Source organism: Yersinia thracica, assembly GCF_902170565.1.
In the GTDB taxonomy this organism is placed as follows: Bacteria; Pseudomonadota; Gammaproteobacteria; order Enterobacterales; family Enterobacteriaceae; genus Yersinia; species Yersinia thracica.
On sequence record NZ_CABHXX010000009.1, the window covers coordinates 28,042 to 53,301 of the forward strand.

The following is a 25,260-nucleotide window of genomic DNA, read 5'->3' on the forward strand; positions in this document are numbered from 1 at the left end:
GAAGAGGTATTGAATGTCAGTATCAACATTTCCCGACGGTTTTTTATGGGGCGGCGCATTGGCCGCAAACCAGGCCGAAGGTGCTTGTTTTGAAGGTGGAAAAGGCCTGACGACGGTAGATATGATCCCTCACGGGCCACACCGTTTGGCAGTAAAATTAGGGCAGGAAAAGCGTTTTATCTTAAGAGATGATGAGTTTTATCCAAGCCATCAGGCAATTGATTTTTATCATCGCTATAAAGAGGATATCGCATTAATGGCGGAAATGGGGTTTACCGTATTCCGTACATCGATAGCATGGAGCCGGATTTACCCTAATGGTGATGAATTGACGCCTAACGCCGAGGGCATTGCTTTTTACCGCGACCTCTTTAATGAATGTAAAAAGTACAATATTGAGCCGCTGGTAACACTATGTCACTTTGATGTTCCCATGCATCTGGTGACGGAATATGGCTCGTGGCGTAACCGAAAAATGGTTGAATTTTTCACAGATTATGCCCGAACATGCTTTGAAGCTTTCGATGGTTTGGTGAAGTATTGGCTCACATTTAACGAAATTAATATTCTTCTCCATAGCCCATTCTCTGGCGCGGGATTAGTGTTTGAGCCGAATGAAAATCAGGAGCAAGTCAAATACCAAGCCGCCCATCACGAACTGCTCGCCAGCGCATTAGCAACCAAAATTGCTCATGAGGTCAACCCTGAAAATCAGGTAGGTTGCATGCTGGCAGGCGGGAACTTTTACCCGCGAACCTGTAAACCCGAAGATGTTTGGGCGGCGCTGGAAAAAGACCGCGAAAATCTATTTTTCATTGATGTGCAAGCCCGTGGGGCTTATCCCGCTTACACCAAACGCCTTTTCAGGGAGAAAGGTATTTCAATTGCCACACAAGTGGGCGACGACGATATTCTTAAACATACAGTAGATTTCGTCTCCTTTAGCTATTACGCCTCGCGCTGTGCTTCGGCGGATATGAATGAACATAACAGCAGCGCAGCTAATATCGTGAAATCTTTGAAAAACCCACATATTCAGGCCAGTGAATGGGGGTGGGGTATTGATCCTTTAGGGCTACGCATCACCATGAATATGATGTATGACCGCTACCAGAAGCCACTTTTCTTAGTTGAAAATGGACTGGGTGCTAAAGATGAAATTAATCCGCAGGGTGAAATTGAAGACGATTACCGTATTAGTTATTTACGTGAACATATTAAAGCCATGGGGGAGGCCATTGATGATGGTATTCCGGTCATCGGATATACCTCATGGGGATGCATTGATCTGGTTTCCGCCTCTACCGGGGAAATGAGCAAACGCTATGGTTTTATCTATGTTGATCGCGACGATCTGGGAAAGGGTTCCTTAGCGCGTAAGAAAAAGAAATCCTTCTATTGGTATAAAAAAGTTATTGCCAGTAATGGTGCTGACTTGAGTTAAATAACTCGCCGGGAATGACGTCTATGACTGATATTCCCGGCAATGAATTTTATTCGAATACAGCGGTATTTTTATTGTTATTTTTTGATGTGTTACTCGTGGCGATCGCGTGTCGAGCCTTTCTTCAAGTTGATCATAAAATCCATAAATGCAGTCCGCAATGGGGTAAATATCGGGTGTTTGCGATTCTCCATCATAGTTTCCGAAAACAGCTTCAGACCTAATGCAAATGCGGCTGTTTTCTCTTTACCAAAGTCCAAGTCTTCGCGCGCCTGTAACCGTTCGATGATGCCGAGGATCTCATCGTGATTCTCGGCTTCGAATGTTACCGGGGCTTTATCTATGGCTTCACCTGTGCGATCAGTCAGTGGCTCAATGGTGATCCTATAGCGATATCCCGGCATTAGTTTTTCTCCGCTTCTTGAGTCTCTGCCGCCTTGGGTTCTAACTCTTTTTCAATGGTTTCTACTGCCGTCAATAATGCTGCATTAATATGCTCAACCTGTTGTGGCGTCACATCTGAGCGCATCATACTGCTGCGTAGAATGTGGCGTAAACGGTGCATGGCCTCAGAAATCCCTTCAGCCAAGTTCCCCTCTGGGCGGCGGTTTACCTGCGCCAGTCGTGAAAAAATAACATCAACCATCTGTTGGTTTTGCTGCAATTCAGCTTTTCCAGCATCCGTGATTTGGTAGCTTTTACGCCCATTGCCGGTTGCCACTGGGGTAACAAAATCCTGTTCTTCTAACAATGTTAGTGTTGGATAAATAACTCCTGGGCTTGGAACATATAAGCCTGAGGATGCCTCTTCGATAGCTTTAATCAGTTCGTAACCATGGCAGGGCTTTTTATCAAGTAGTGCTAGCAGGACAACCCGCAAATCACCATGTTCAAACAGGCGATGCATTTTTTCACCACGCCCACGTCTGCTGCCTCTTGCGGCTTCGATTGCTTCCGCTGCCATAGGGTGGCGACCGCCGCGATGCATTCTTTCGTCGCAACGGTGCTGCCCTTCATGGTGTTCTCTACCACAACGATGACCACGTTTTGAAAAACCAAACATAATGAATCTCCTTTAGATATATCGAAACGATTTCGATATATCTAATTTAGATCGATATATCGAAATTAGCAAGGAGGGATGTAAAAAAGATATATCTAAATGATTTTTTCATCAGAATGGCTGAGGGGGATTTCTTAGGTGAGAGACGGAATGGGGCGGTGCAATGAGGGCAATGCGCAATATTTCCTGACTGATTTTCTCAAGCAGGAAACTAAGCCGCAGTAATAAGCGGTGCTATAAAATCCCCTTGCTCCGCAGAACCGCACAGGGCAAGGGGAAAATAGCGGGTTAAGCCATTAGCTTTTCTTCACAAACTCAGATTTCAGCTTCATTGGGCCAAATCCATCAATTTTACAATCAATATTGTGGTCACCTTCAACTAGGCGGATGCTTTTCACTTTGGTTCCGATTTTCAGAGTTGAAGAGCTGCCTTTTACTTTTAGGTCTTTAACCACAGTTACCGCATCACCGTCAGCCAGTAAATTACCATTGGCATCACGCACCACCAGGCCTTCATCGGCTGCTGCGGAATCGCTATTTTCCGACCACTCATGACCACATTCTGGGCAATTTAATTTTTCCCCTTCCTGCCATGTATATTCAGAACTGCACTTCGGACAGTTTGGTAAACCCATCACGCTAACCTCTTGAAATTAAAATTAATAAATATAAAAAAGTGACAAATCACAGACTATTGTATTGATATACACCTATTTTACACATTTTATCACATTAAAGGGTAGGTTTGTCATTGTCCCTATGCGGATAGCCAAGGAATAACGTCATGCTGTTCAGAATACGCATGACCCGAACGCCCAAAATCCCGGCCTCGGCTTCACGGAGCATACAGATGATCTGTTTTTACTTAACTGATGAGTGTCATTGACCCATGACAAGGCTGTTGGGGTGGCTCCACTTTATAATCAAGGCCATTTATTTTCTCAGTGGTATGAAAGTATGGCTTATCAACTTAACCTTAATTGGCCCGAATTTTTAGAGAAATATTGGCAAAAACAGCCAGTTGTATTAAAAAATGCCTTCCCGAATTTTGTCGATCCGATTACGCCGGACGAGTTGGCGGGCTTGGCAATGGAAGCAGAGGTAGATAGCCGTCTGGTCAGCCATACAAATGGTCAATGGCAGGCGAGTAACGGGCCATTTGAGCACTTTGATAACCTGGGTGAGACCAATTGGTCACTGTTAGCTCAGGCGGTTAACCATTGGCATGCCCCTTCTGCTGAGTTAGTGCGGCCGTTTCGTGTGCTGCCAGATTGGCGTTTAGACGACTTAATGATCTCCTTTTCGGTCCCAGGTGGCGGAGTTGGGCCGCATATTGATCAATATGATGTGTTTATTATCCAAGGGATGGGCAGCCGCCGTTGGCGGGTTGGCGATAAACTACCGTTAAAGCAGTTTTGCCCACATCCGGCACTGCTACATGTTGAGCCATTCACACCCATTATTGATGAAGATTTGGCGCCGGGCGATATTCTTTATATTCCACCAGGTTTCCCGCACGATGGTTTCACGCACGAAACGGCGTTTAACTACTCGGTGGGTTTTCGCGGGCCAAATGGGCGGGATTTAATCAGCAGTTTTGCTGACTATGCGCTGGAAAACGATCTTGGTAATGAGCACTACAGCGACCCTGATTTAACCTGTCGAGAACATCCAGGCCGGGTTGAGGAATATGAACTCGACCGTCTGCGTGGGATGATGATCGAGATGATTAATCAACCAGAAGACTTTAAACAATGGTTTGGCCGCTTTGCAACGACACCCCGCCATGAGTTGGATATTGCTCCAGCGGAGCCGCCTTATGAGCCGAAAGAGATTGTCGATGCCCTGATGGACGGTGAGGTCTTGACTCGCCTTAGTGGGCTGCGGGTTCTACAAGTGGGGGACGGTTTCTTTATCAATAGTGAGCGGTTGGAAATAGGTGACTCAAAAGCCGCTGATGCGCTGTGTCGCTATACTATTCTCGGCAAGGAGGAACTGGGGGAGGCGCTCCGTAATCCGGCTTTCATTGCGGAGTTAACTGAGTTAGTTAATCAGGGATACTGGTTCTTCGACGAATAATTATATTTTTAATAGCGGTTTCCGAAAGCGTATATTGTGAGCCAATTCGGAAGCCGCACCTTACCTATGCCTGTTAGCGGGTATCCAACCAGCCAGTCCCCGATAAGTTATCAAAAACGCATGATTATTTGGGGCAATATATTGCCTTGTTTATTAGGCCATTACCTTGATACGTGGCAGAATATAAAAAAGCAATCATTCCCATTTCACCTGAGATGATAAATATATAAATATGGATCGCTCCCGTATATTCAAGTTTCTGTTACCTTATTTGTGGCCTAAAAATAACTCGAAACTCCGTTATTACCTGATTGCCGCCGTCCTATTTATGGTGGTTTCTAAGGTCAGTACCACACTTGTGCCCCTTGCCTACAGGGCGATGATCGACACATTAAGCAGTGAAAGTGCCAAGATGATGGCTATCCCCATCACCTTGATAATTGCTTATGGGGTCGCGAGAGTCAGTGCCTCCCTATTTGAAGAATTGCGTAACGTGATGTTTGTACACGTCAGCCAGAATGCGACTCGATTACTTGGTTTACGGGTATTTAAACAATTACATGCGCTAAGTTTGCGTTTTCATCTGGACAGACAAACAGGCGGGCTATCTTTATCTATTGAGCGCGGTACACAAGCGGTTGCAACAGTACTTTCCCGCATTTTGTTCTCTATATTCCCCATTTTATTTGAGATAACCCTGGTCTCTCTTATTATGTGGCATCTGTTAGATGGTTGGTTTGCGGCCGCTATTCTGGCGACAGTGGCATGCTATATCCTATTTACTGTTGTGGCGGTCAGTTGGCGAACCCGTTTTCGGCGTGAGCTAAATCAAGCTAATTCAGATGCTAACACCAAGTCTATCGACAGCCTGATAAATTATGAAACGGTAAAATATTTTGGTAATGAAGAGTTTGAAGCTGAGCGCTTTAATACTTCGCGCCAACTGTATGAATATGCTGCAATTAAAAATCAGTTCAGTTTTACGGCGTTAAGTCTCGGGCAGACGGCAATTATTTCCATCGGGTTGGTGGTGATGATGTCCATGGCGGCGCAAGGTATCACGCAAGGTCGTATGAGCATTGGTGATTTTGTGTTAGTGAATGCTTATCTTCTTCAGTTGTACCAGCCGCTCAATTTCTTTGGGTTTATTTACTCCGAAATTCGGCAAGCATTAATTGATATGGAAAATATGCTTGATTTGCTGATGGTGGAGAAAGAGATTACCGATAATCCTAATGCGCCTGCTTTGCAGTTGACCAAGGGCGAAGTGCGCTTTGATGCTGTCAGTTTTGGTTATGATCCGCGTAGACCTATTCTAAATAAAGTGAGTTTCACTATCCCAGCGGGCAAAACCGTGGCGGTTGTTGGTGCATCGGGGGCCGGTAAATCAACACTATCTCGACTATTATTCCGGTTTTACGATGTGACTGATGGCGCGATTTATATTGATGATCAAGATATCCGCCATGTGACTCAAGCGAGTTTACGTGAGGCCATTGGCATCGTGCCGCAAGATACAGTGCTCTTCAATGACACGCTGCGTTATAACATTGCTTACGGCAGAACTTCTTCCAGTTTTGCAGAAATAGAACGCGCGGCGAAACTGGCCCATATTCATGATTTTATCATTAGTTTGCCAGATGGTTATGACACGCGAGTAGGGGAGCGTGGGCTTAAGTTATCGGGGGGTGAGAAACAGCGAGTGGCGATTGCGCGCACGATTCTTAAAAAACCGGCTATTTTAGTTTTTGATGAGGCGACCAGCGCGTTAGATACACATACTGAGCGCGAAATTCAGGCCCACCTGCGCGAAGTGAGCCGCGACCATACTACTCTGGTTATTGCCCACCGCTTATCCACCATTATTGATGCCGATGAAATTATTGTGATGGAAGCGGGCTCAATAGTTGAACGCGGGCGGCATGAGGCATTATTGCTGAAAAATGGCCGGTACGCAGCCATGTGGCAGAATCAATACCATGAAGAGGAGCAACTTGCATAATAACAAGTTGCTTATAAAGACTCTGCAAAAGGGTGCATGAACATGAATGTGCACTCTTTTCGCTGATATTGATTGATTTGTGGAACCAGTCGCCTGAAATGCTCTGAAGCACAATGTATATCTAATGCTGCTTGGTCTGGCCATTCTTCAATAAAAATAAAGTTGCCGGGATCTTTGTGATTGATAAATAAATCATAGGAAATACAAAGTGGCTCAAGTTTTGTTCTTTCCACCAATTCTTTATAGAGTGGCATGACATCACTGATGTGCTCAGGTTTTATAAAATCTTGTGCAATGACTTTTAACATAGGTCTGGCGCTAGGCTCCGGTAAAATGCGTGTAAGCGAATACTGCCAGCGCAATTGCGATCATAATTATCGTCGTTTTTCTCATTTCAATTCTCGTTATAAATGATGAGTTTCAAGTTGGCTTGCCAAACGATAACGTAAAACCCGCTAAAAAACAGCTATCCGCGACAGAATATCGAATTTCAGGGTAATGTCAGTAAAATCAATCAAGTCACACTGGACGGGGTTCTTACGGGAGATTAATCCTGTTTAAGTTGATATTGATCTCATTTTTAATATAATTATTTGTGTTAACTTTCATGATGTGCTTTGTCACATAAGGGGGATAATATGTCAGCACTTGAGAAACTCGTTTCAGCATATTGCCATACCAGCCTGGACTTTGTGGCATCCACGGTTGCTTTTATGGAAAACCAAAAAAAGAAAATAAATGTTGATGAAATTGAAGCGAAACTTTCGCCTGATGAATGTGATTTTTTCCGGGAAAGATTAGCTCATTACAGAGATATATACCGGCCTCAGTGATCTTATGGCGGTTTTGTCCTGCATTCGACATTAAATAAGCCGCCTGATGGCGGCTTATTCGATGATAAAAATAGAATCTATGAAGATAGGGCGCTCTTATACTTTCTTGGTAGCAAGAATGACACTTGATGCTTTAAATAATGCAGTGACTTCACTTCCTACAGATAGCGCCATTTCTTCCAAACTTTCATTGGTAATAACTGAAATCAGTGCTAACCCATTAACGGTAACAACTTCAACAGTAGAGTTAACGGCACCTTTTGAGATGGTCTGGACTTTACCCGTAAATTGGTTGCGAGCTGAAAAATTCAAACCACAATCCAGAGAAGTCAAAATAACCCAAGGTGCTTTGACTAAGGCAATTGCAGGTTTTCCAACCGCCAGACCTAATGCTTTGCAGCTCGTTTTAGTAATGACGGTAGTCAGCTTTTCACCGCCATCTAAAAATAGAACAACCTCATCATTGACTGAACCTTCAACAATGGCATGGACTGTTCCAGATAACTGGTTTCGTGCAGAGATAGACATCGTATTCCCTCATGGTCATGTCAAATTGACATCGCGCCAGACGAGATTCCAGCCCGACACCTCATTTGACCAAATACACTTACAGGAGTACAGGTATGATGCTCATGTGTCATAGAAAAAAATGGACGCGTGCTAGCGATCGCACAAATCAAAATGAGATAAAGCGCGATGTATATTTATTGAGTAATAAAATCCGCGATAACAACACTGATGCAGCAAATACGGATAATAGTAATGTGAACCTTAATGTGACATCCGATAAGTTATATGCGCTGGCAATGAAATAGAAAATTCCATCATGCAAAATATAGACCCCAATCATGGATGGGCTGATATAGGCTAATGTTTTCTTTATCCATTCGTGTTGAGTGTCAAAGTTATCAAATATGACAAATAAGCATAAACTCAGTATTAAAACATGTAAGTTATCGAGGAAATAGCTGGCATTTACTGTTTTATAGACATACATCGACATAAAACTTTCATAGAAGTACATGGAAACTGCTGTCGGGATAAGAAGTACTTTTGCTGCAAGACGTATTCTCGGCATTTTGGTTATTCTTTGGCAAACTTTGGAGCAAAGGAACCTGCCGGTCATATAATAGAAAATCCACGTCCATAACCTAAAGTATTGCGGAAAATCAATTAGGTAGGGTTTTTCACTGAATGCACTGATTAAATCGATAGAAACAGAAAATATAACCAGGCACGAGAGGGTTATGATTGCTGTTCTGTTACTTTTTAATATCTTAGATATTATTGGGTTGATTAAATAAATAATAGCAATACTGAATAAAAGCCAACTTTGCAGGAAGTAACCCCGCTTGAAGCCATCTTCGTTGATAAAGTAGAAAAGCACGTTCCAGAAAATAATAATGGTTATTATAGATTTTAATTTTCTGAGTATATCTGCTTGATCTATCTCATCATTCGAGTCGATATAACCAATAATCATAAAGAAAAGTGGCGTTGCGATAATCGATAAAAAGTACAGAACACTCATCACTTCGCCACCGAGAAAACACTGTTCAGTACAAGTTTTACTGGCAGAATAAAAGGTAACGGCAGAAAAGCAGCTTAATGTTTTCAGCGCATGTAAACCGACGTTTCTCATAAAGTTGTTTGGCTTAAAATAAAGTTAAATGAGATATCCAGCTTCAGATAACGTAGGTATAGCATTAGAACCTTCCTGTTTAGGCTACTAATTTTTCACTATTTTTACATACAATCCCAATGCTGTCACGTCTGGCAGACTTAAAGCTAAATAAACAACTAAGAAATATTCTTTTTAGAAAAAGACGTTTCCTACACTCTCCGGTGTTGACATCCTATATATATCTTCGCTCCCCTATGGTTTACTGCAAAGTAAGGTGTGTTCTGGGCTATCTACATAATTTTTAATAGCTTTTATTTCATCACAAACAGATGTGAGTTAACAATTCATAGGGTGCTGAAGCACTAGCGGGTGTAGCCAATATGATAAGTTGTATGATCGTTGATAACGACAAATATCAAACGTTGGGTATGGTAACCATCGTAAAAAAGATATTTACATCGTTAGGGTTTAAAAAAGAGATTAAATTCTATCGTAAAGCATTTTATTCAGCAGATATCATTTTTATTGGCGTTGATGAGTTTAGTTTTTTCGATGCTTTAAAACGCCTGGATAAAGCGCCTTCAGAAGCAGATGTTTTTTTGATTTGTGATTCCCGATTGAATAGCTTTTTACAGGGTATCCCAAGGTTCAGTAATGTAACGATGATCTTCAGAGAAGACTCCATCGATACTGTTACCAACAAGATTTCAACTGTTTTTAAACGTAAGGTTCGCGGACTTAAAGAGAGTCTAACTGAGCGAAAATCCCCGAAAGTATTAAGCCAATCATCGTCAGAGCGGCAATATTTGACGCCAAATGAAAATATCGTGCTGAAATTGTTCAATGAAGGGTTTTCGGGCGGAGATATCGCCAGAATTTTGAAAAAGAGTGAGAAAACAGTGAGTGGGCAAAAACGGTCTGCCATGAAAAAATTGGGTGCCCGTACTGACGTTGAGTTAATTAAAATGTTTATGTTCAAGTAGTTAATGTAAAAACGGACTGAATTTTGCTTGCTTTTCCGTCGACACCAGAGAATACCAAAGGGATTTTCTTGTGCTAGCGGGCAGGGATGCCGCTTCAAAACCCCGGGAAGCCCCCGAACAGCCCCAAAGTTATTTGGGGCTGTTTATGGGTTGCGATGCCGCGTTGTTTCGGTAAAAAAACAAAACCCAGACTAAATACTCTTCAACTTGGCAATCGTACTGTCGATATCAACTTCATGCTCAGAGAATGTGTATGTAGTATTTTGGAACGTCGTTATTGATAACATTTTCAATGGCACGGTTTTTTCTGAAATATCTTCTTCCTGCGGTCGGATTTTATTCATCAGTAAATTGACTGAAAGGATGGTATTGGCTTTATCGACTTCAGCCTGTGCAGGAACTTCTTTAGTAAAGGTATTGAATGACTTGATACTGGTGAGTTTGATTCTCTCATTGGCAATAAATATGTATTTGCTCTCAACGGCCACTTTCACTGCAAATGCGGATAACCCTTTAGTATTGGTTGTCGGTTCGAAAGTGACTTCCGCGCCTTTTTTGATCATCTCGGGATTAGCAACTTTAATAACGTGAAAATAACGGTTATCTCCGTTCTCATCGGTGATAAAACCAAAGCCTTTATCTTCAAAAAAAGTTGTTATTCTACCGTTCATCATGCATCTCATATTAGCGTATCCAATGGGTAAGTATAATACAGGTGAATCGCTTTCAGATACAGTCTGGTGCTTTCTTCAAGCCCTTTAGGGTGTGTTGTAAAAGAAAAAAATATGGATTTCTGTGCTAGTAATTGAGCAGAAAAGCTGGCTTTTTCACTTTTTATCTAATTTTTGTGACCTCTACCGTGGACAAAAAACGGTTCTATTGCTGTACTGTATTGGACACACATTTTGTGTCCAACATTCACGTAAAGGTAAGTTTGATGTCTAAGATTAAAGGTAGCGTTAAGTGGTTCAATGAATCTAAAGGCTTTGGTTTCATTACCCCAGAAGATGGCAGCAAGGACGTTTTCGTTCATTTCTCAGCCATCGCTAGCAACGGTTTCAAAACTCTTGCTGAAGGCCAGCGTGTAGAATTTGAAATCACGAACGGTGCCAAAGGGCCATCTGCTGCTAATGTTATCGCTATCTAAGTAGCCCATATTTCTTAAAACCCGCCTCATTGTTATCAGGCGGGTTTTTTATTTCTAGCCCGGAGAGAATTAACTAAAAGAGATATGCCTTTAAGAAGGCGGCGGTGATTAATAGGCAAAAAATGACTGCCAGCCATTCGGTTCCTGTTTTAGGTAAACTAAACATAGGATTTATCCAGCACATCAGTCACCCCAGCGGTTACTGTTCTTAGCTAAATAATTATCCAGTCTGTAGATTAAGAAAACATTAAGACGATGTAAAAAATAGCGCTGTCTTGCCCGCGATTATTGACCAGCAAAGTAATTAACTAATATGAAAGCCAGCATAGTCATAGTAAGTGAACCGGCCAGATTAAGTGCAACCGTACCTGCCGCCCAAGCTAATTTCCCATCCTGAAGTAAATAGACAACTTCAACAGAAAAAGTTGAAAATGTCGTCAGACCACCGCAAAAACCCGTGGTAATCAGTAACTTCCAAACGGGGTCAATGTGTGTAATTCGGGTGAATAGTGCTAATGTCAGGCCGATAATAAAAGCGCCAACCAAGTTTACAATAAGCGTACCCACTGGGATATTGGGTGAAAAACTGTTTAGCTTCATACTGACTAGCCAACGGGCAACGCTACCCACTCCACCACCAATAAATACTGCCAGTAATGTATTAAACATAAACACCTTTCTTTAGATATAACACTATGCCGGTACTTTGCCGTTATTCAGCTTGCTAGTTCAATACGGTTACGGCCATTGTCTTTTGCCAGATACAGTGCGGAGTCGGCGGCTTTTAGCCATTGCTGATAGTTAATCATATCGTGTCGATAATCCGCGATACCGGCACTGACTCTAAGCTGCAAGGAGGGAGCTTGGGTAAAAACTAAATCAGCCAGTTTTTCCTGAATTCGCATTAATACTTCCCGTGTTTGTTCTGCTGTAGTATTAGGCAAAATAGCACCGAACTCATCCCCGCCGTAACGGCCAACAATGTCGATGGCTCGCAGCCCTAGTAATAATTCTTCGGCAAGAACAGTAATTGCTTCATCACCCACTGCATGACCAAAGGTATCATTAATCGATTTGAAGTTATCAATATCAAGTAAAATAAGTGTGGCACCGTGTTGGTAGCGTCGACAACTATCAAATTGATTATGTAGTTGATGTTCCCAATGTCTGCGGTTATAAAGCCCGGTTAATCCATCCCTGACACTAATACGCAATAACTCTTCTTTATTTTCGGCCAGGCGTTTTGCAGTTCGATAGGTGACTAATCCAAGTAGAGACGGATAGATAATTATCATCGGTAAACAGGCATAGACCTGGAGTGGCGAGGTCTCAGGTTTAAAGGGCAAATTAAATATCCATGCAGTCAGTAAACTACAGGCAATCTGCAATGCAAGGCCTTTGCAAAAAACGTTTTTCCCGCCAGAAGCAATATTGTTCATGCTCATCATTGAAAGAATCACGACGGACGGCAGAGCATTGAATGACATTATTGCGACCCAGACACCACCTAGTGCTGAGTCTATTTTCATATTGATGATTTCTTGTTCAAACGGTTGTTCAGAGCGTGTGGCCAGTAGGTATGAAATATGTGGCCAGACTAATCCATTAAGGACGAGCATGAACCAAAGCCATAATGGAGCATTCTGAGTGTAGAGTACTGAGCCGACACAAAACATACCAACGCCTAAGCCAAATACGCGAGGTAAATAAGTCCTTTTAGCAAAACTTAACCCAGATCGGCGGGTATTTATTCTACTTGAATAAGGCAATTGGCGATTCCCTCGTTTTTTCTGCTTTGGGGGGATGTTAACGGCAATGTCTCATCCGGAATGAGTCAAAATAAGTGAGAAAAGACTCTGAGTAAATCATAGTTCACTAACGAAATCTGTTACATATTACTCTTGTTTTAATCGGCAATTTATTCGTAAATAGCCCATGCTTTAATAAACAGTGCTAATCAAGAAGGTGTGTATGGAAGGTCTCAGTATTACCAAATTATTGGTAGTCGGCATATTGATTGTGTTGTTGTTTGGTACCAGCAAATTGCGCACGCTGGGGGCGGACTTAGGTGCAGCCTTGAAAGGTTTTAAAAAGGCCATGGGCAATGATGATGCTCCGCCAGCCAGCACGACCGCTGAGTCTAAAACAGCAACAGAAGCCAAACCGCCGATCGAGCATAAAGACTGATTATACTTGCTTAGCCGCCATCTAGGTCGCCATAGAAGAATGATCATGCATTAGCCGGGGTATTATCAGCAATTGTTCTGTGGTTGATAATGTAAACGGGTTGATAATGGAAACAGGCTGACAATTAAAAACGGATCTCCAATGGAAATCCGTTTTTGGTTATTTATTATTTAAGGTGTAATAAAATATTTCATCCAAATTGGCCTGAACATATATTCAGGTCAATTTGCTTATTTAACTTCCAACCCTTTTGCTTGCAAGTCTGCATGGTAAGAGGAACGCACAAATGGGCCACAAGCCGCATGGGTGAAGCCCATTGCCATTGCTTCCGCTTTCATCTCATCAAACTCTGCCGGGCTGACATAGCGCTGTACCGGTAAATGGTGGCGGCTAGGTTGTAAATATTGCCCTAACGTTAGCATAGTGACGCCGTGGCGGCGTAAATCATGCATAACTTCCACAATTTCGGCATTAGTCTCACCTAAACCCACCATTAATCCAGACTTGGTAGGAATATCTGGATGAGCTTCTTTAAAGCGCTCCAATAATTTAAGCGACCATTCATAGTTAGCCCCTGGGCGAACCTGACGATATACCCGAGGAACGTTTTCCAGGTTATGGTTAAATACATCCGGTGGCGTGACAGTCAGAATATCTAATGCGCGATCCATACGGCCACGGAAATCAGGCACTAGCGTTTCTATTTTAATCGTTGGATTCTTGGCTCGAATGGCTGAGATGCAATCTGCAAAGTGCTGAGCACCCCCATCACGCAAATCATCCCGGTCAACAGACGTGATAACGACATAGCGCAAACCCATATCTTTAATGGTCTGAGCCAGTTTTTCTGGTTCATTGGCATCCGGTGTTACCGGGCGACCATGGGCAACGTCGCAGAATGGACAACGGCGGGTACAAATTGCCCCGAGGATCATAAATGTTGCGGTACCGTGGTTAAAGCACTCCGACAGGTTAGGGCAGGAGGCCTCTTCGCAAACCGAGTGCAGACCATTTTTACGCATTGCAGCCTTGATACCCTGAATGCGGCTGGAGTCAGCAGGAAGCTTGATTTTCATCCACTCGGGTTTTCGTAGCAGCTCTTGGCGTTCGGTAACCACGGTTTTAATCGGGATTAACGCCATTTTATCTGCGTCGCGGTATTTGACGCCGCGTTCCATCTGAATCGGTTTACTCATAATCGTACAGGTTCCAGTTCTGAATCTCTCAATTTGAGATTTTTCATTAAATTCAACGGGATGTGGCGTTCGTTAAAAAATTTTTGAAAATTGTTTAAAAATTATATCATCTTTAGCCCGTCCCATTCAGCCCCCAATTTTGTAGGCGTTTGTAAATGGGATGCTATAGGGTATTTGAACACCCCATATTGACAGTTATTGGACTATTGGGTGCCGACAGGCAAATAGTCAGCCAATGACCAAGGTTGCTGTTCTGCCGGTGAATAGCCTAATTCACGGGTAAACTCGCGCACTAATATGGGTTGGATATCGGCAATAGTAGTGCCCGTTTTTAGCGCGCTGACCTGGGTCATTTGCATTCCGGCGTAACCACATGGATTGATGCGCTGGAATGGCTCCAAATCCATGGCGACATTGAGTGCCAGACCGTGAAATGAGCAGCCTCGACGAATACGCAGGCCCAATGAGCAAATTTTCTGTTGGCCAACATACACACCGGGAGCATCCGGGCGAGCCCGTGAATCAATGCCAAAATGAGCTAGCGTCTCAATGACAGTATTCTCAATCGCGGTGACTAATTGCCGCACGCCCAATTTGGCGCGCTTGAGGTCAATCATGATATACATGACTTGCTGACCAGGGCCATGGTAGGTGACCTGGCCCCCTCGGTCACTTTGGATAATCGGAATATCTCCGGGCATCAGAACATGTTCAGCTTTTCCTGCCTGACCCTGAGTAAAAACTTGCTGATGCTCAACCAGCCAGATTTCATCCGCGCTGCTATTGGTGCGAAACTCAGTGAAATTATGCATGGCTTGAGATACGGGGGCATAGGGTTGTAACCCTAGCTGGCGTAAAATGATCTTGTGTTGTTGCAAGCGAGGCATCATCTGGTTACAGAAATGGTAGCGTCAGTATACCAGCCCAGCAGTGAGGAGCCACTATTTTGGCGATTGAAAGAGATAGTTTGGTGATTGAAGGAATAATTTAGAGATAAAAATAAGGCCCGAAAGCTGAGTCAGCCGTTCGGACCATAGGTGAAAAGGCAGTATTGGAATAGCGTTACAGCACCATTCTGACCAGTTCCAGGTTACCTAATTCTTCATACAGCGTTTCCACCTGATCGATATGGGTCGCTGTGATGGTGATGGAAACGGAGTGATAGTTGCCTTTGCTGCTCGGTTTTACTTCGGGGGTATAATCGCCCGGAGCATGGCGCTGTACCACTTCAACCACCTGGTTAACCAGTTGAGGTTCAGCAATGCCCATAACTTTGTAGGTAAAGGGGCAAGGGAACTCAAGCAGTTCATTCAGTTTAGTTTTCATGTGCGCTCCTGGGGTTGACGGACAGTTTGTTGTCGAAAAAATTATTGCCGGATAGGTATTAAGATAACAATAAAAATTGCCGACTATAAAATTATAACTCCCGCCGGGGCGGGAGTTTGACATTATTTGTAATATGGGGCTTATTTGTGGCTTTTCAAGCCAGGGCCTAGCCAAACCAGCGGTGGAACATGAGCTTGATGTAATCCACCATGCGGCTGAAGATACCACCTTCTTTAACTTCATTCATTACCACCAGTGGGCGTTGATCGATGGTTTTGCCATCCAACTGGAAGTTAATCATCCCGACAACTTGATTCTTTGCCAGTGGCGCATGAATTTCAGGGGTATTAAGCACATAGCTGGCCTTCAGGTCTTTCATCCGGCCACGCGGGATTGTCAGATAAACGTCTTTATCAACCCCTAACTGTACGCGGTCGCTGTCACCAAACCAGACCGGTTCAGAAGCAAATTCTTTACCGACTTTCAGTGGCGCGACGGTTTCAAAGAAACGGAAGCCCCAAGTCAGCAGTTTTTTACTCTCGGTTTCACGGCCTTTATAAGTGTGGCCCCCCAAGACGGCTGAAATCAAGCGCATTTGCCCATCAGTGGCTGATGCCACCAGATTATAACCAGCGGCTTCAGTATGGCCGGTTTTAATACCATCAACATTCAGGCTAGTGTCCCACAACAAACCATTACGGTTCATTTGACGGATATTGTTGAAGGTGAATTCTTTCTCTTTATAAATAGCGTATTCATCCGGTACATCACGGATCAGTGCTTGACCAATGAGAGCCATATCGCGTGCTGAGCTGTACTGCCCTTCAGCATCTAAACCGTGAACGGTTTTGAACTGGGTGTTTTGCAGGCCCAGCGCTTTAACATAGTTGTTCATCAGGTTTACGAATGAGTCTTGGCTACCGGCAACGTAATCGGCCATCGCGACACAAGCATCGTTACCGGATTGCAAGTTGATACCACGGGTCAGTTTAGATACCGGCACACGGTCGCCTGGTTTCAGGAACATCAACGAGGAGCCTTTGAACTCTGGATTGCCAGTCGCCCAGGCATCTTTACCCACGGTGACCATATCTTCTGGCCCGATTTTACCTGCTTTGATTGCCTGCCCAATAACATAGCTGGTCATCATTTTGGTCAGGCTAGCCGGGTTGCGGCGCGCATCCGCATTCATTTCTGCTAATACTTTGCCGGAGTTGTAATCAATCAGAACGTAGGCTTCCGCGTCGATCTGTGGCACACCGGGGATCATGGTTTTTAAATTGACGTCATCAGCGTTTGCAGCAGAAGCTGCGCTCATAACAATGACAGTGCCGAGCGTCAGGCTCTTGATAATGCGAGAAGTAGTTACATATTTCATGATCAGGACAACAACATCCGTGGGAGTAAGTTAAAAAAGTGCTACATCATACCATAGCCTTCTTACTTGACGTTGCTGCCTTGCTGCAACGCCAATTAATTTGGTTATAAACGATGTAGCGTTTATGGTTTTAACCGTAACATCCTGTTTGGACTGAGAGTTACGGTTATTTTTAGTAGACGGGCCTTAAATTGCTACAAGGTATGTATGATTTAAGGTGCCGCCACCACAAATGACTGCTGCTGAGCTTCGCTCGACAGGCGTTGTTGCAGTTCAACGGCCTGCTGGCGGCTGCTGAATGGCCCAAGTTGAACGCGGTGTACGCTACCATTGGCGGTCACTTTCCCCGGTACACCAAAACGTTGGCTCAAACTTTGCTGCCAGGTTTGCGCCCGCTGCGCATCACTCAACGCACCGACTTGAACCACATAACCACCCGATGACGGCGTTGCGGCCGCTGACGAGGTCACCGGGCCGGGGTTGGCGACTACCGGCGGCTGTACAGGTTGTGAACTCACTGCCGTGGGTTCTGAGCTTTCCAGCACTCCCGCCGGAACTGGCGTTGATGCACGCAGGAAGCCACTGCTTTGTGGGGCCACCGGCTGGGTAGCATCGGCACCGGACAAATGACTATTATCAATAGGACGGACAGGCGCACTGACTGCGGGAGCATCCTGTTGAACTGGGGTGCCCATCTCGCTGGAAGTCAAGTCTGGGCGGCTTGGCAATGCATAACTTTGCTTCGCGATAGTGGTACCCACCATACCGGGTCCAGATAATGAGCCATCCGGTGCCACATTGATAAAATCAATCTTCACTTTGGTATTATTTGAAATATTTAGGCGGTCAGCTGCCGCTTTGGATAAATCGATCACCCGACCTGGCGTGTAAGGGCCGCGGTCGTTGACTCGAACCACAATCTGGCGACCATTGCTAATGTTAGTGACTCGCACATAGCTTGGGATAGGCAGAGTGGGGTGGGCCGCTGTCAATGCGTTGGGATCAAAAGTTTCGCCAGTAGCCGTGGTGTTGCCATTGGCCTCTTCGCCATACCACGCCGCGAGGCCAACCTGACTGAAGTTTTGTGGGTCTTTGACAATGCTATAGGACTGGCCATTAACCTTATAATCTTGATTAAAATTAGGATTAAAGGGCTCATAGCGAGGCTCTGCACCGCCGATTTCTTCCACCGGGCCGCTGTATGTTTGCTGCACTTGTTGCTGGGGTGCCGGAGGCTGACTGGTACATGCTGATAACAGCACGCCTGCGATGCCTATCCAAAGCCATTCCTTACGCATTGCTCACCTCTATAAATTCTTAGATAACATTTTTCGATGAGTATGTATCGACATCACGATACCAAACCCGGCCATCAGCACTATCAGCGCCGAGCCTCCATAGCTGACCAAAGGCAAAGGTACGCCAACCACCGGTAAAATTCCACTTACCATACCGATGTTAACAAACACGTAGACAAAGAGTATCAGCATTAACCCCCCGACCATCACCCGGCCGAAGGTAGTTTGCGCGTGGGCCGCAATCACCAGGCCGCGCATAATAAGGCACAGATAAAGGGCTAATAACACCAGCACACCAATTAAGCCCAATTCTTCGGCTAACACGGCAAAGATAAAGTCTGTATGGCGCTCGGGTAAGAATTCCAGCTGTGACTGAGTTCCATGTAGCCAGCCTTTACCTGATAAACCACCGGAACCAATAGCAATTTTAGACTGAATAATATGATAGCCAGCCCCAAGAGGGTCACTTTCCGGGTCCAGCAGCATCATCACGCGATCGCGTTGGTAGCCATGCATCAGGAAGAACCACAGGATAGGAATAAATGCAGCAACCAAAACAGCGGCAATCGCGATTAAGCGCCAGCTCATGCCCGAAAGGAACAAAACGAATAACCCGGAGGCGGCGACCAGGATAGAGGTGCCAAGGTCGGGTTGCGCGGCGACTAATAACGTCGGCATAAAGATTAAAATCAGTGCAATGCCGGTATTTTTCAATGAGGGTGGGCAGACGTCACGGTTCATAAAACGGGCGACCATCAATGGAACCGCAATTTTCGCAATTTCAGAGGGTTGGAAGCGGATAAAACCCAAATCCAGCCAGCGCTGTGCCCCTTTACTGATTTGCCCAAATGCATCGACCAGCACCAGTAAAATGACACAAACGAAATAGAGATAGGGCGCCCAACTTTCGTAGACGCGGGGCGGTATCTGCGCCATCACCAGCATCACAACCAAGCCCATCGCAATTTGACCTACCTTGCGTTCCATCATGCCGATGTCTTGACCGCTAGCGCTCCACATCACGAAGGCGCTATAAGCCAGCAGCGCCAATACGCAAATTAGAAACGGCAGGTCAATGTGCATTTTGTACCACAAAGAGCCTTTTTGTTGATTATCAGTCATGAGTTACCTTAATCCGCTTCAACTAATTTGCTTTCGCTAGTCTGCTTCAACTCCCGGAGGCAGAGGAGCCGCGTCCGGTAATTCAGTGTTGTTATCGCCCAACAAGATATGGTCGAGAATTTGACGAGTAATTGTCCCCACCGCAGGCCCGGCACCGCCATTTTCTAAGATCATGGCGACAGATACCGTCGGGTTTTCATAGGGGGCATAGGCGACCATTAATTTATGGTCACGCAAATGCTCGGCCACTTTATGAGCATTGTAGGTTTCGTAACTGTAAACCTGCGCCGTACCAGATTTTACCGCAGCCTTATACGGCGTACCTTCAAAGAACTTACGGCCTGTTCCGTTAGGGCGGTTGGCTACACCATACATGCCATCTTTGGCGATTTCCCAGTAACCGGAATGTATATCACCAATTTGAGTGGTATCTTCTTGTTTATAAGGCACTAAAACGCCATCAATGCGGGTGCTTTGCAACAAATGCGGTGTTTTAACCGCACCATCATTAATCAGAGTCGTCAATGCTTTTGCCATCTGGATAGGGGTGGCAGTCCAATATCCCTGACCGATACCTACAGGGATAGTATCCCCTTGATACCATGGCTTTTTATGGCGTTTTTGTTTCCATTCGCGAGTCGGCATCAGGCCAGCCCGTTCTTCGGATAAGTCGATACCGGTATATTCACCATAACCGAATTTGGTCATCCATGAGGATAAACGGTCAATCCCCATGTCATAAGCGACCTGATAGAAGAAGGTGTCGGCCGACTCTTCCAGCGCTTTGGTGACATTCAACCGGCCATGGCCCCATTTCTTCCAGTCGCGAAAACGTTTTTCTGAACCGGGCAGTTGCCACCAGCCGGGGTCAAACAGACTGGTATTTTTGGTGATAACACCGGCACTGAGAGCCGAAACAGCAATATAAGGTTTTACCGTCGAAGCGGGCGGGTAAACACCTTGAGTGGCACGGTTTATCAGTGGGCGATTCGGGTCGTTCAATAGCCCTTGATAATCTTTATTGGAGATGCCATCAACAAACAAGTTAGGGTCATAGCTAGGATTGGATACCAAGGCTAAAATCCCACCGGTTCGTGGGTCGGTAACGACAACCGCCGCGCGGCTGCCACTCAACAATTGCTCAATATAGGTTTGCAGATGCAAATCAATCGTCAGATAAATATCTTTACCGGCCTGTGGCGGCTGCTCATGCAGTTGGCGGATTACTCGGCCACGGTTATTCACTTCAACTTCTTCATAACCGGTTTTTCCGTGCAGCACAGACTCATAATAGCGTTCAATACCTAGCTTACCGATATCGTGCGTTGCTGCATAGTTAGCGAGAATCCCGTCTTTATCCAGGCGTTCGACGTCTTTATCATTAATCTTGGAAACATAGCCAATGACGTGTGTCAGTGCTGAACCATAAGGGTAGAAGCGGCGCTGATAGCCTTTGACTTCAATGCCGGGGAAGCGGAATTGATTAACGGCGAAGCGAGCGACTTGTACTTCGGAGAGCGGTGTTTTGACCGCAATTGAAGTAAATCGGCGTGAGCGCTTACGCTCTTTTTCAAAATTGGCGATATCCTCATCCGTCAGATCCACTACCGGGCGCAGTGCATTGAGGGTGGCAGGGAGATCTTCAATTTTTTCCGGCATCAGCTCTAACTGATAAATTGTCCGGTTCATCGCCAGTGGGGTGCCGTTACGGTCAAATATCATGCCACGGCTCGGGGCGATGGGAACCAACTTAATACGGTTTTCATTGGAACGGGTGCGATAGTCTTCAAAACGGACTATCTGCAAATTGTACAGGTTTGCGACCAATACTCCGCTAAGCAGCAGGATACCAAGAAAGGCCACCAGGGCACGACGGACAAACAAGGCTGATTCAGCCGAATAGTCGCGAAAAGGATTAGGTTCTTTTTTCATCCTGCTACTGACTTCACTCTATTTAGGGTTACCACTTCACTCAGATTCATCGCCCACTTATTCCCGGTGATAAGGGTGATTGGTCGTAATACTCCAGGCGCGATAGAGGCTTTCGGCCACTAAAACACGCACTAAAGGATGAGGTAGCGTCAGCGGAGAGAGCGACCAGCTCTGCTCGGCGGCGGCTTTACAGGCCGGGGCTAACCCTTCCGGCCCGCCAATCAGCAAACTGACATCTCGGCCATCTTGCTTCCAGCGTTCTAATTGTTGAGCCAACTGTGGAGTCTCCCAGGGGGTCCCTGGGATATCCAGCGTGACAATGCGGTTGTTTTTCCCAACCGCCGCCAGCATTAGCTCGCCTTCTTTTTCCAAAATGCGTTTGATGTCCGCATTTTTACCCCGTTTACCTGCGGGTATCTCTACCAGCTCGAAGGGCATGTCTTTGGGAAAGCGGCGCAGGTAATCGATAAAACCTGTCTGCACCCAGTCTGGCATTTTTGTACCGACGGCTACCAGTTGCAGTTTCACCGCTTAGCTCCAGAGTTTTTCCAGTTCGTAAATACGGCGACTTTCTTCTTGCATCACATGCACAATGACTTCGCCTAAGTCGACGACGACCCAGTCAGAGACACCCTGACCTTCGATACCAAAAGGTATCATGCCGGCCGCGCGCGATTCCTGAACCAGATTATCTGCCAGTGCCATAACATGGCGAGTGGACGTCCCGGTACAAATAATCATGAAATCAGTGATGCTGGACTTACCCTGAACATCCAGAGTGATAATGTCTTGGCCTTTTAAATCATCGAGCTTGTCGATAACAAATTCTTGGAGCGCTTTACCTTGCAAAGGTTCCCCCTCGGGTGATTTCTGTCTATACCCTTCGTACTTGAAGTAGCAGGGGTGTTAGCTACACTTTCTCACCCGAGTCACTTACTCATGTAAGCTCTTCGGGATTCGTGCGCTGGCTGCCTACCTGCAACGTCAAATTCTTTGGGTATATAACGTTCTTAAGTATTGTTTGCAGGAGATCCCGCGAACAGTTACCGGTATGAACAGTTAGAATGTAACGTTTTTTCAGCGAATACCTGAAATTTAGCGGCGGAGTATAACATGGGTAAATGCATCGCGATATAAACCCTCAGCCACGAACCGCCTTCATACTTGAAGCCGCAGGAGTGTTCGCTACGTTCACTCACCTGAATCACTTACCTGAGTAAGCTCATCGGGGCTAATGAGCCTCATCCTTGAGGCTCACCCTACGGGCTAGCATAAATGCTGTTCAAATCGGTTCAGACCGATTTGTCATTCTCTTGCTGCCTACCTGCAACTTCAATTTTTTTGGCGATACAAACCTTGTAACTCAATATATCGCTGTACTGCACGAGGCAGTAAGTCATCGCAACTTTCGCCATTATGACGCCGATGGCGAATATCGGTAGCAGAAATGTTCAATAAAGGTGTGTCTGCCAGATAGATTGCCCCATGGGGCCGCAGGCTTAACGCCTCTGGTTCAAAGACACGATGGGCATCAAGCCATTGCTGTAATTCAGGTGTTTCCAGTGTTTGCGAGTAGCCAGGGCGAGCGCAAACCAACAAGTGACACACATCTAGCAATGATTGCCAGCGATGCCATTTATGCAGCGACAGTAATGAGTCTTGCCCAATAATAAACGCTAAAGGCTGTGTAGCACCACGTTCTTTACGCAGTGCTTCCAGTGTATCAATGGTGAATGATGGGCTGTCGCGTAATAACTCGCGTGAATCAACGCTGAACAAAGGATTGTCGGCCACTGCCAGTTCGACCATTTTTAGCCGCTGTTGTGCATTGGCTTCAGGTTGCGGACGATGCGGAGGGACATGATTAGGCAACAAAATAATGTGTTGTAAACCGACTTGTTGAGCCAATGCTTCAACTGGCTTTAAATGACCATAATGAATGGGGTCAAAAGTCCCACCGAACAGGGCAAACAGCGTGCGAGTCGGGGATTTATTCGGCATCAAAAAAACTCTCAGGTAAATTTTTTCCACACATCAGCATAGATAGTGTTTCTAACTCCGGCCAGACTGACTGACCATAGTCCTGTTTCAGACGGACTTCTATCTGTGCTAATAAATGCACAGCTTGTTGCAGTTGTTGCATGGAAAGGCGCTGTAGTGCTTGAGTCATCATCGGACGGCGATTTTGCCACACTTTGAATTGGTCAAATAAAGTTCTCAGTGGCACTTGTCCCATTCGGCGCTTTAGCGTTAACAACTGTAATAATTCGCGCTGAAGTGTGCGCAGTAAGATAACTGGCTCACTGTCTTCCTGCTGCAATTGTTGCAGAATATGCCAGGCGCGTTTGCTTTTCCCTGCCAGTAAGGCATCAAGCCAGTGATACGGGGTGAAATGTGCGGCGTCGTTGACGGCTTGCTCTACTTTGGGCAGTGTTAGTTTGCCGTCAGGGTAAAGCAAGGAGAGCCGTTCCAATGCTTGTGATAACGCCAGCAAGTTACCTTCATAGCAGTAGCAAAGCAGTTGAACGGCGGCATCATCTACCTCTAGATTCAGACTCTTAGCGCGAATACTTACCCAGCGTGGAAGCTGCGCTTGTTCTGGTGTTTGGCAACTGACAAAAACACCATTCTGGCTGAGGGCCTTAAACCAAGCGCTGTTTTCTTGCGCCTTAGTCAGCTTGTTTGCCCGCAATATCAGCAAGATATCAGGGTGCAGCAAGCCAGATAATTTAACTAACTGTTCATTCATTGGCGCGGTCAATCCGCTGTCCGGGAAACTCAATAGAAGAGTTTGGCGGCTGGCAAATAAACTCAGTGCCTGACAAAGACTAAAAATATTGTCCCATTCAGTGTGAGCATCCAGCGCGAAACTGAAATGCTCGGTGAAATCATGGGATATTGCTACACGGCGAATATGGTCTTGGCTTTCCTGTAACAATAAGGGTTCGTTACCACATAACAGATAACAAGCACGCAGCCCCTCATGGAGCTGCGCGACAAGTTGTTCAGGATAGACTCGGATCATTGGGCCGGGGTACTGACAGCAGGTTTGCCAATATTGATTTCTTCGACAACAGCCGTTTTAGCGGCACCAGGAGCAGTATTACCTTTCGTTAGTGCATCGCCATTTTCCCGCGCATTTTGCACTTCAGCAGCATGCACAACCAAAAGCTTACGCACTAACTGTTGAGCCGCCTGATCACGCATTTCCTGACGTAAAACATCGGCTTCCGCCGCTTTCGCCAGTGCTGTTAGCGGGTTATCGAAGAAAGTACGGAAGACATTGACCTGTATTGGGTAAATATCATGACCTGGAATCAGAACTTGCGCCTGTACATGCAAGACTAACTGATACTCCGCCGTCACACCGTTACGGAAGACTGACACTGTATTCTGACTCTGGGATGAGCCAATAATCCGTAGTATCGGTAGGTCCTTACGCATCGGGTCATCAACAATAGTGACGTTACTTAAACGCAACTGTTGGCGTATCGCACGAGTTAACGGGCCATAAGGGTCGCTACTTTCCAGCAACAGTTTTTGTAGCTCAGGTGGCACCTGAGTGGTGCCCCGCAAATTAAAGCCACAGCCAGCGGTGACCAGCACCGCCAACCCCAGCAACAGCGTCAGAATACGATGTCGCACA

General features: G+C 45.5%; 28 protein-coding genes. 7 read left to right on the forward strand and 21 right to left on the reverse strand.

Features of this window, described 5'->3' with window-relative positions; all coding sequences use genetic code 11:
* The first annotated feature begins 13 nt into the window (after nt 1–13).
* Complete coding sequence (locus FTA91_RS01400; protein WP_050112602.1) at nt 14–1,444, forward strand: 6-phospho-beta-glucosidase; 1,431 nt, start codon at nt 14–16, stop codon at nt 1,442–1,444.
* Nucleotides 1,445–1,536: 92 nt separating this feature from the next.
* Here FTA91_RS01400 and FTA91_RS01405 read toward each other — a convergent pair whose 3' ends face one another.
* The 3 genes from FTA91_RS01405 to FTA91_RS01415 form a co-directional block, all read right to left on the reverse strand.
* Nucleotides 1,537–1,848, reverse strand: coding sequence for a DUF3861 domain-containing protein (locus FTA91_RS01405; protein ID WP_050112603.1), 312 nt, complete (start codon nt 1,846–1,848; stop codon nt 1,537–1,539).
* Nucleotides 1,848–2,507 (reverse strand): PadR family transcriptional regulator, encoded by a 660-nt coding sequence (locus FTA91_RS01410; RefSeq protein WP_050112604.1) that lies wholly within the window; start codon nt 2,505–2,507, stop codon nt 1,848–1,850. The genes FTA91_RS01405 and FTA91_RS01410 overlap by 1 nt, the downstream gene beginning before the upstream one ends.
* A 296-nt stretch (nt 2,508–2,803) precedes the next feature.
* Complete coding sequence (locus FTA91_RS01415) at nt 2,804–3,145, reverse strand: zinc ribbon domain-containing protein YjdM (RefSeq protein WP_162472775.1); 342 nt, start codon at nt 3,143–3,145, stop codon at nt 2,804–2,806.
* 319 nt (nt 3,146–3,464) lie between these two features.
* On the opposite strand from FTA91_RS01415, the gene FTA91_RS01420 reads away from it, so the two are divergent.
* Both FTA91_RS01420 and FTA91_RS01425 read left to right on the forward strand, forming a co-directional pair.
* Nucleotides 3,465–4,586 carry a ribosomal protein uL16 3-hydroxylase gene (locus tag FTA91_RS01420; protein WP_050112885.1) on the forward strand — a complete coding sequence of 374 codons (1,122 nt, stop codon included), beginning with the start codon at nt 3,465–3,467 and terminating at the stop codon, nt 4,584–4,586.
* A gap of 232 nt (nt 4,587–4,818) precedes the next feature.
* Entirely contained in the window at nt 4,819–6,588 is a 1,770-nt protein-coding gene (locus tag FTA91_RS01425; protein ID WP_145535880.1) for an ABCB family ABC transporter ATP-binding protein/permease, read from the forward strand.
* A gap of 11 nt (nt 6,589–6,599) precedes the next feature.
* On the opposite strand, the gene FTA91_RS01430 is transcribed toward FTA91_RS01425, so the two are convergent.
* Nucleotides 6,600–6,896, reverse strand: a complete 297-nt coding sequence (locus FTA91_RS01430; protein ID WP_050112606.1) for a putative quinol monooxygenase — start codon at nt 6,894–6,896, stop codon at nt 6,600–6,602.
* Nucleotides 6,897–7,226: 330 nt separating this feature from the next.
* Between FTA91_RS01430 and FTA91_RS01435 the strand changes: the two genes are divergently transcribed.
* A complete protein-coding gene (locus FTA91_RS01435; RefSeq protein ID WP_050112607.1) occupies nt 7,227–7,421 on the forward strand; it encodes a glycogen synthase in 195 nt (64 codons plus the stop codon).
* A gap of 96 nt (nt 7,422–7,517) precedes the next feature.
* Here the strand turns inward: FTA91_RS01435 and FTA91_RS01440 are convergent, their stop codons facing one another.
* Both FTA91_RS01440 and FTA91_RS01445 read right to left on the reverse strand, forming a co-directional pair.
* Complete coding sequence (locus tag FTA91_RS01440; protein WP_145582809.1) at nt 7,518–7,949, reverse strand: TOBE domain-containing protein; 432 nt, start codon at nt 7,947–7,949, stop codon at nt 7,518–7,520.
* 148 nt (nt 7,950–8,097) lie between these two features.
* The gene (locus FTA91_RS01445; RefSeq protein WP_145535878.1) at nt 8,098–9,063 is read right to left on the reverse strand and encodes an acyltransferase; all 966 of its coding nucleotides are present in this window, start codon (nt 9,061–9,063) and stop codon (nt 8,098–8,100) included.
* Nucleotides 9,064–9,437: 374 nt separating this feature from the next.
* Here FTA91_RS01445 and FTA91_RS01450 point away from each other — a divergent pair, with 374 nt between their 5' ends.
* Nucleotides 9,438–10,028, forward strand: coding sequence for a helix-turn-helix transcriptional regulator (locus FTA91_RS01450; RefSeq protein ID WP_050112610.1), 591 nt, complete (start codon nt 9,438–9,440; stop codon nt 10,026–10,028).
* Nucleotides 10,029–10,219: 191 nt separating this feature from the next.
* Here the strand turns inward: FTA91_RS01450 and FTA91_RS01455 are convergent, their stop codons facing one another.
* Nucleotides 10,220–10,699 (reverse strand): cold-shock protein, encoded by a 480-nt coding sequence (locus FTA91_RS01455; protein WP_050112611.1) that lies wholly within the window; start codon nt 10,697–10,699, stop codon nt 10,220–10,222.
* Between the two features lie 266 nt (nt 10,700–10,965).
* On the opposite strand from FTA91_RS01455, the gene cspE reads away from it, so the two are divergent.
* Complete coding sequence (gene cspE / locus FTA91_RS01460) at nt 10,966–11,175, forward strand: transcription antiterminator/RNA stability regulator CspE (RefSeq protein WP_002210315.1); 210 nt, start codon at nt 10,966–10,968, stop codon at nt 11,173–11,175.
* 285 nt (nt 11,176–11,460) lie between these two features.
* On the opposite strand, the gene crcB is transcribed toward cspE, so the two are convergent.
* Complete coding sequence (gene crcB, locus FTA91_RS01465; protein WP_050112612.1) at nt 11,461–11,844, reverse strand: fluoride efflux transporter CrcB; 384 nt, start codon at nt 11,842–11,844, stop codon at nt 11,461–11,463.
* A 47-nt stretch (nt 11,845–11,891) separates the two neighbouring features.
* Nucleotides 11,892–12,944 carry a diguanylate cyclase gene (locus FTA91_RS01470; protein ID WP_072082444.1) on the reverse strand — a complete coding sequence of 351 codons (1,053 nt, stop codon included), beginning with the start codon at nt 12,942–12,944 and terminating at the stop codon, nt 11,892–11,894.
* 202 nt (nt 12,945–13,146) lie between these two features.
* Here FTA91_RS01470 and tatA point away from each other — a divergent pair, with 202 nt between their 5' ends.
* The gene (tatA, locus tag FTA91_RS01475) at nt 13,147–13,362 is read left to right on the forward strand and encodes a Sec-independent protein translocase subunit TatA (RefSeq protein WP_004390612.1); all 216 of its coding nucleotides are present in this window, start codon (nt 13,147–13,149) and stop codon (nt 13,360–13,362) included.
* Between the two features lie 230 nt (nt 13,363–13,592).
* Here tatA and lipA read toward each other — a convergent pair whose 3' ends face one another.
* The 12 genes from lipA to lptE all read right to left on the reverse strand — a co-directional run bounded on the left by lipA (nt 13,593) and on the right by lptE (nt 25,259).
* A complete protein-coding gene (lipA, locus tag FTA91_RS01480; protein ID WP_005182711.1) occupies nt 13,593–14,558 on the reverse strand; it encodes a lipoyl synthase in 966 nt (321 codons plus the stop codon).
* A gap of 203 nt (nt 14,559–14,761) precedes the next feature.
* The gene (lipB, locus tag FTA91_RS01485) at nt 14,762–15,448 is read right to left on the reverse strand and encodes a lipoyl(octanoyl) transferase LipB (RefSeq protein WP_050112613.1); all 687 of its coding nucleotides are present in this window, start codon (nt 15,446–15,448) and stop codon (nt 14,762–14,764) included.
* 172 nt (nt 15,449–15,620) lie between these two features.
* Entirely contained in the window at nt 15,621–15,884 is a 264-nt protein-coding gene (gene ybeD / locus FTA91_RS01490) for a DUF493 family protein YbeD (RefSeq protein WP_005158389.1), read from the reverse strand.
* Nucleotides 15,885–16,050: 166 nt separating this feature from the next.
* Entirely contained in the window at nt 16,051–17,262 is a 1,212-nt protein-coding gene (dacA, locus tag FTA91_RS01495) for a D-alanyl-D-alanine carboxypeptidase DacA (RefSeq protein WP_050112614.1), read from the reverse strand.
* A 212-nt stretch (nt 17,263–17,474) separates the two neighbouring features.
* On the reverse strand, nt 17,475–18,560 hold the full coding sequence (gene rlpA, locus FTA91_RS01500; protein ID WP_050112615.1) for an endolytic peptidoglycan transglycosylase RlpA: 1,086 nt from the start codon (nt 18,558–18,560) through the stop codon (nt 17,475–17,477).
* A 9-nt stretch (nt 18,561–18,569) separates the two neighbouring features.
* Entirely contained in the window at nt 18,570–19,682 is a 1,113-nt protein-coding gene (mrdB, locus tag FTA91_RS01505) for a peptidoglycan glycosyltransferase MrdB (protein ID WP_038634793.1), read from the reverse strand.
* A gap of 36 nt (nt 19,683–19,718) precedes the next feature.
* Complete coding sequence (mrdA, locus tag FTA91_RS01510; RefSeq protein ID WP_050112616.1) at nt 19,719–21,614, reverse strand: peptidoglycan DD-transpeptidase MrdA; 1,896 nt, start codon at nt 21,612–21,614, stop codon at nt 19,719–19,721.
* Between the two features lie 57 nt (nt 21,615–21,671).
* A complete protein-coding gene (gene rlmH / locus FTA91_RS01515) occupies nt 21,672–22,142 on the reverse strand; it encodes a 23S rRNA (pseudouridine(1915)-N(3))-methyltransferase RlmH (RefSeq protein WP_004390602.1) in 471 nt (156 codons plus the stop codon).
* A gap of 3 nt (nt 22,143–22,145) precedes the next feature.
* A complete protein-coding gene (gene rsfS, locus FTA91_RS01520; RefSeq protein ID WP_004390601.1) occupies nt 22,146–22,463 on the reverse strand; it encodes a ribosome silencing factor in 318 nt (105 codons plus the stop codon).
* Between the two features lie 483 nt (nt 22,464–22,946).
* Entirely contained in the window at nt 22,947–23,615 is a 669-nt protein-coding gene (nadD, locus tag FTA91_RS01525) for a nicotinate-nucleotide adenylyltransferase (protein ID WP_038634788.1), read from the reverse strand.
* Nucleotides 23,605–24,639: a DNA polymerase III subunit delta gene (gene holA / locus FTA91_RS01530; protein WP_038634785.1), complete on the reverse strand. Its 1,035-nt coding sequence runs from the start codon at nt 24,637–24,639 to the stop codon at nt 23,605–23,607. The genes nadD and holA overlap by 11 nt, the downstream gene beginning before the upstream one ends.
* Nucleotides 24,636–25,259, reverse strand: a complete 624-nt coding sequence (gene lptE / locus FTA91_RS01535) for an LPS assembly lipoprotein LptE (RefSeq protein ID WP_038634782.1) — start codon at nt 25,257–25,259, stop codon at nt 24,636–24,638. Before lptE ends, holA begins: the two co-directional genes overlap by 4 nt.
* Nucleotide 25,260 lies beyond the last annotated feature (1 nt).

Coding starts and splice junctions, on each gene's coding strand:
- FTA91_RS01450 (WP_050112610.1), top strand. CDS start 9,438: ATGATCGTTGATAACGACAAATATCAAACGTTGGGTATGGTAACCATC.
- FTA91_RS01420 (WP_050112885.1), top strand. CDS start 3,465: ATGGCTTATCAACTTAACCTTAATTGGCCCGAATTTTTAGAGAAATAT.
- dacA (WP_050112614.1), bottom strand. CDS start 17,262: ATGAAATATGTAACTACTTCTCGCATTATCAAGAGCCTGACGCTCGGC.
- lipB (WP_050112613.1), bottom strand. CDS start 15,448: ATGATGCCTCGCTTGCAACAACACAAGATCATTTTACGCCAGCTAGGG.
- FTA91_RS01440 (WP_145582809.1), bottom strand. CDS start 7,949: ATGTCTATCTCTGCACGAAACCAGTTATCTGGAACAGTCCATGCCATT.
- FTA91_RS01410 (WP_050112604.1), bottom strand. CDS start 2,507: ATGTTTGGTTTTTCAAAACGTGGTCATCGTTGTGGTAGAGAACACCAT.
- cspE (WP_002210315.1), top strand. CDS start 10,966: ATGTCTAAGATTAAAGGTAGCGTTAAGTGGTTCAATGAATCTAAAGGC.
- tatA (WP_004390612.1), top strand. CDS start 13,147: ATGGAAGGTCTCAGTATTACCAAATTATTGGTAGTCGGCATATTGATT.
- crcB (WP_050112612.1), bottom strand. CDS start 11,844: ATGTTTAATACATTACTGGCAGTATTTATTGGTGGTGGAGTGGGTAGC.
- FTA91_RS01425 (WP_145535880.1), top strand. CDS start 4,819: ATGGATCGCTCCCGTATATTCAAGTTTCTGTTACCTTATTTGTGGCCT.
- FTA91_RS01455 (WP_050112611.1), bottom strand. CDS start 10,699: ATGAACGGTAGAATAACAACTTTTTTTGAAGATAAAGGCTTTGGTTTT.
- rlpA (WP_050112615.1), bottom strand. CDS start 18,560: ATGCGTAAGGAATGGCTTTGGATAGGCATCGCAGGCGTGCTGTTATCA.
- FTA91_RS01445 (WP_145535878.1), bottom strand. CDS start 9,063: ATGAGAAACGTCGGTTTACATGCGCTGAAAACATTAAGCTGCTTTTCT.
- mrdB (WP_038634793.1), bottom strand. CDS start 19,682: ATGACTGATAATCAACAAAAAGGCTCTTTGTGGTACAAAATGCACATT.
- FTA91_RS01430 (WP_050112606.1), bottom strand. CDS start 6,896: ATGTTAAAAGTCATTGCACAAGATTTTATAAAACCTGAGCACATCAGT.
- ybeD (WP_005158389.1), bottom strand. CDS start 15,884: ATGAAAACTAAACTGAATGAACTGCTTGAGTTCCCTTGCCCCTTTACC.
- holA (WP_038634785.1), bottom strand. CDS start 24,639: ATGATCCGAGTCTATCCTGAACAACTTGTCGCGCAGCTCCATGAGGGG.
- nadD (WP_038634788.1), bottom strand. CDS start 23,615: ATGCCGAATAAATCCCCGACTCGCACGCTGTTTGCCCTGTTCGGTGGG.
- FTA91_RS01405 (WP_050112603.1), bottom strand. CDS start 1,848: ATGCCGGGATATCGCTATAGGATCACCATTGAGCCACTGACTGATCGC.
- mrdA (WP_050112616.1), bottom strand. CDS start 21,614: ATGAAAAAAGAACCTAATCCTTTTCGCGACTATTCGGCTGAATCAGCC.
- FTA91_RS01435 (WP_050112607.1), top strand. CDS start 7,227: ATGTCAGCACTTGAGAAACTCGTTTCAGCATATTGCCATACCAGCCTG.
- lipA (WP_005182711.1), bottom strand. CDS start 14,558: ATGAGTAAACCGATTCAGATGGAACGCGGCGTCAAATACCGCGACGCA.
- FTA91_RS01400 (WP_050112602.1), top strand. CDS start 14: ATGTCAGTATCAACATTTCCCGACGGTTTTTTATGGGGCGGCGCATTG.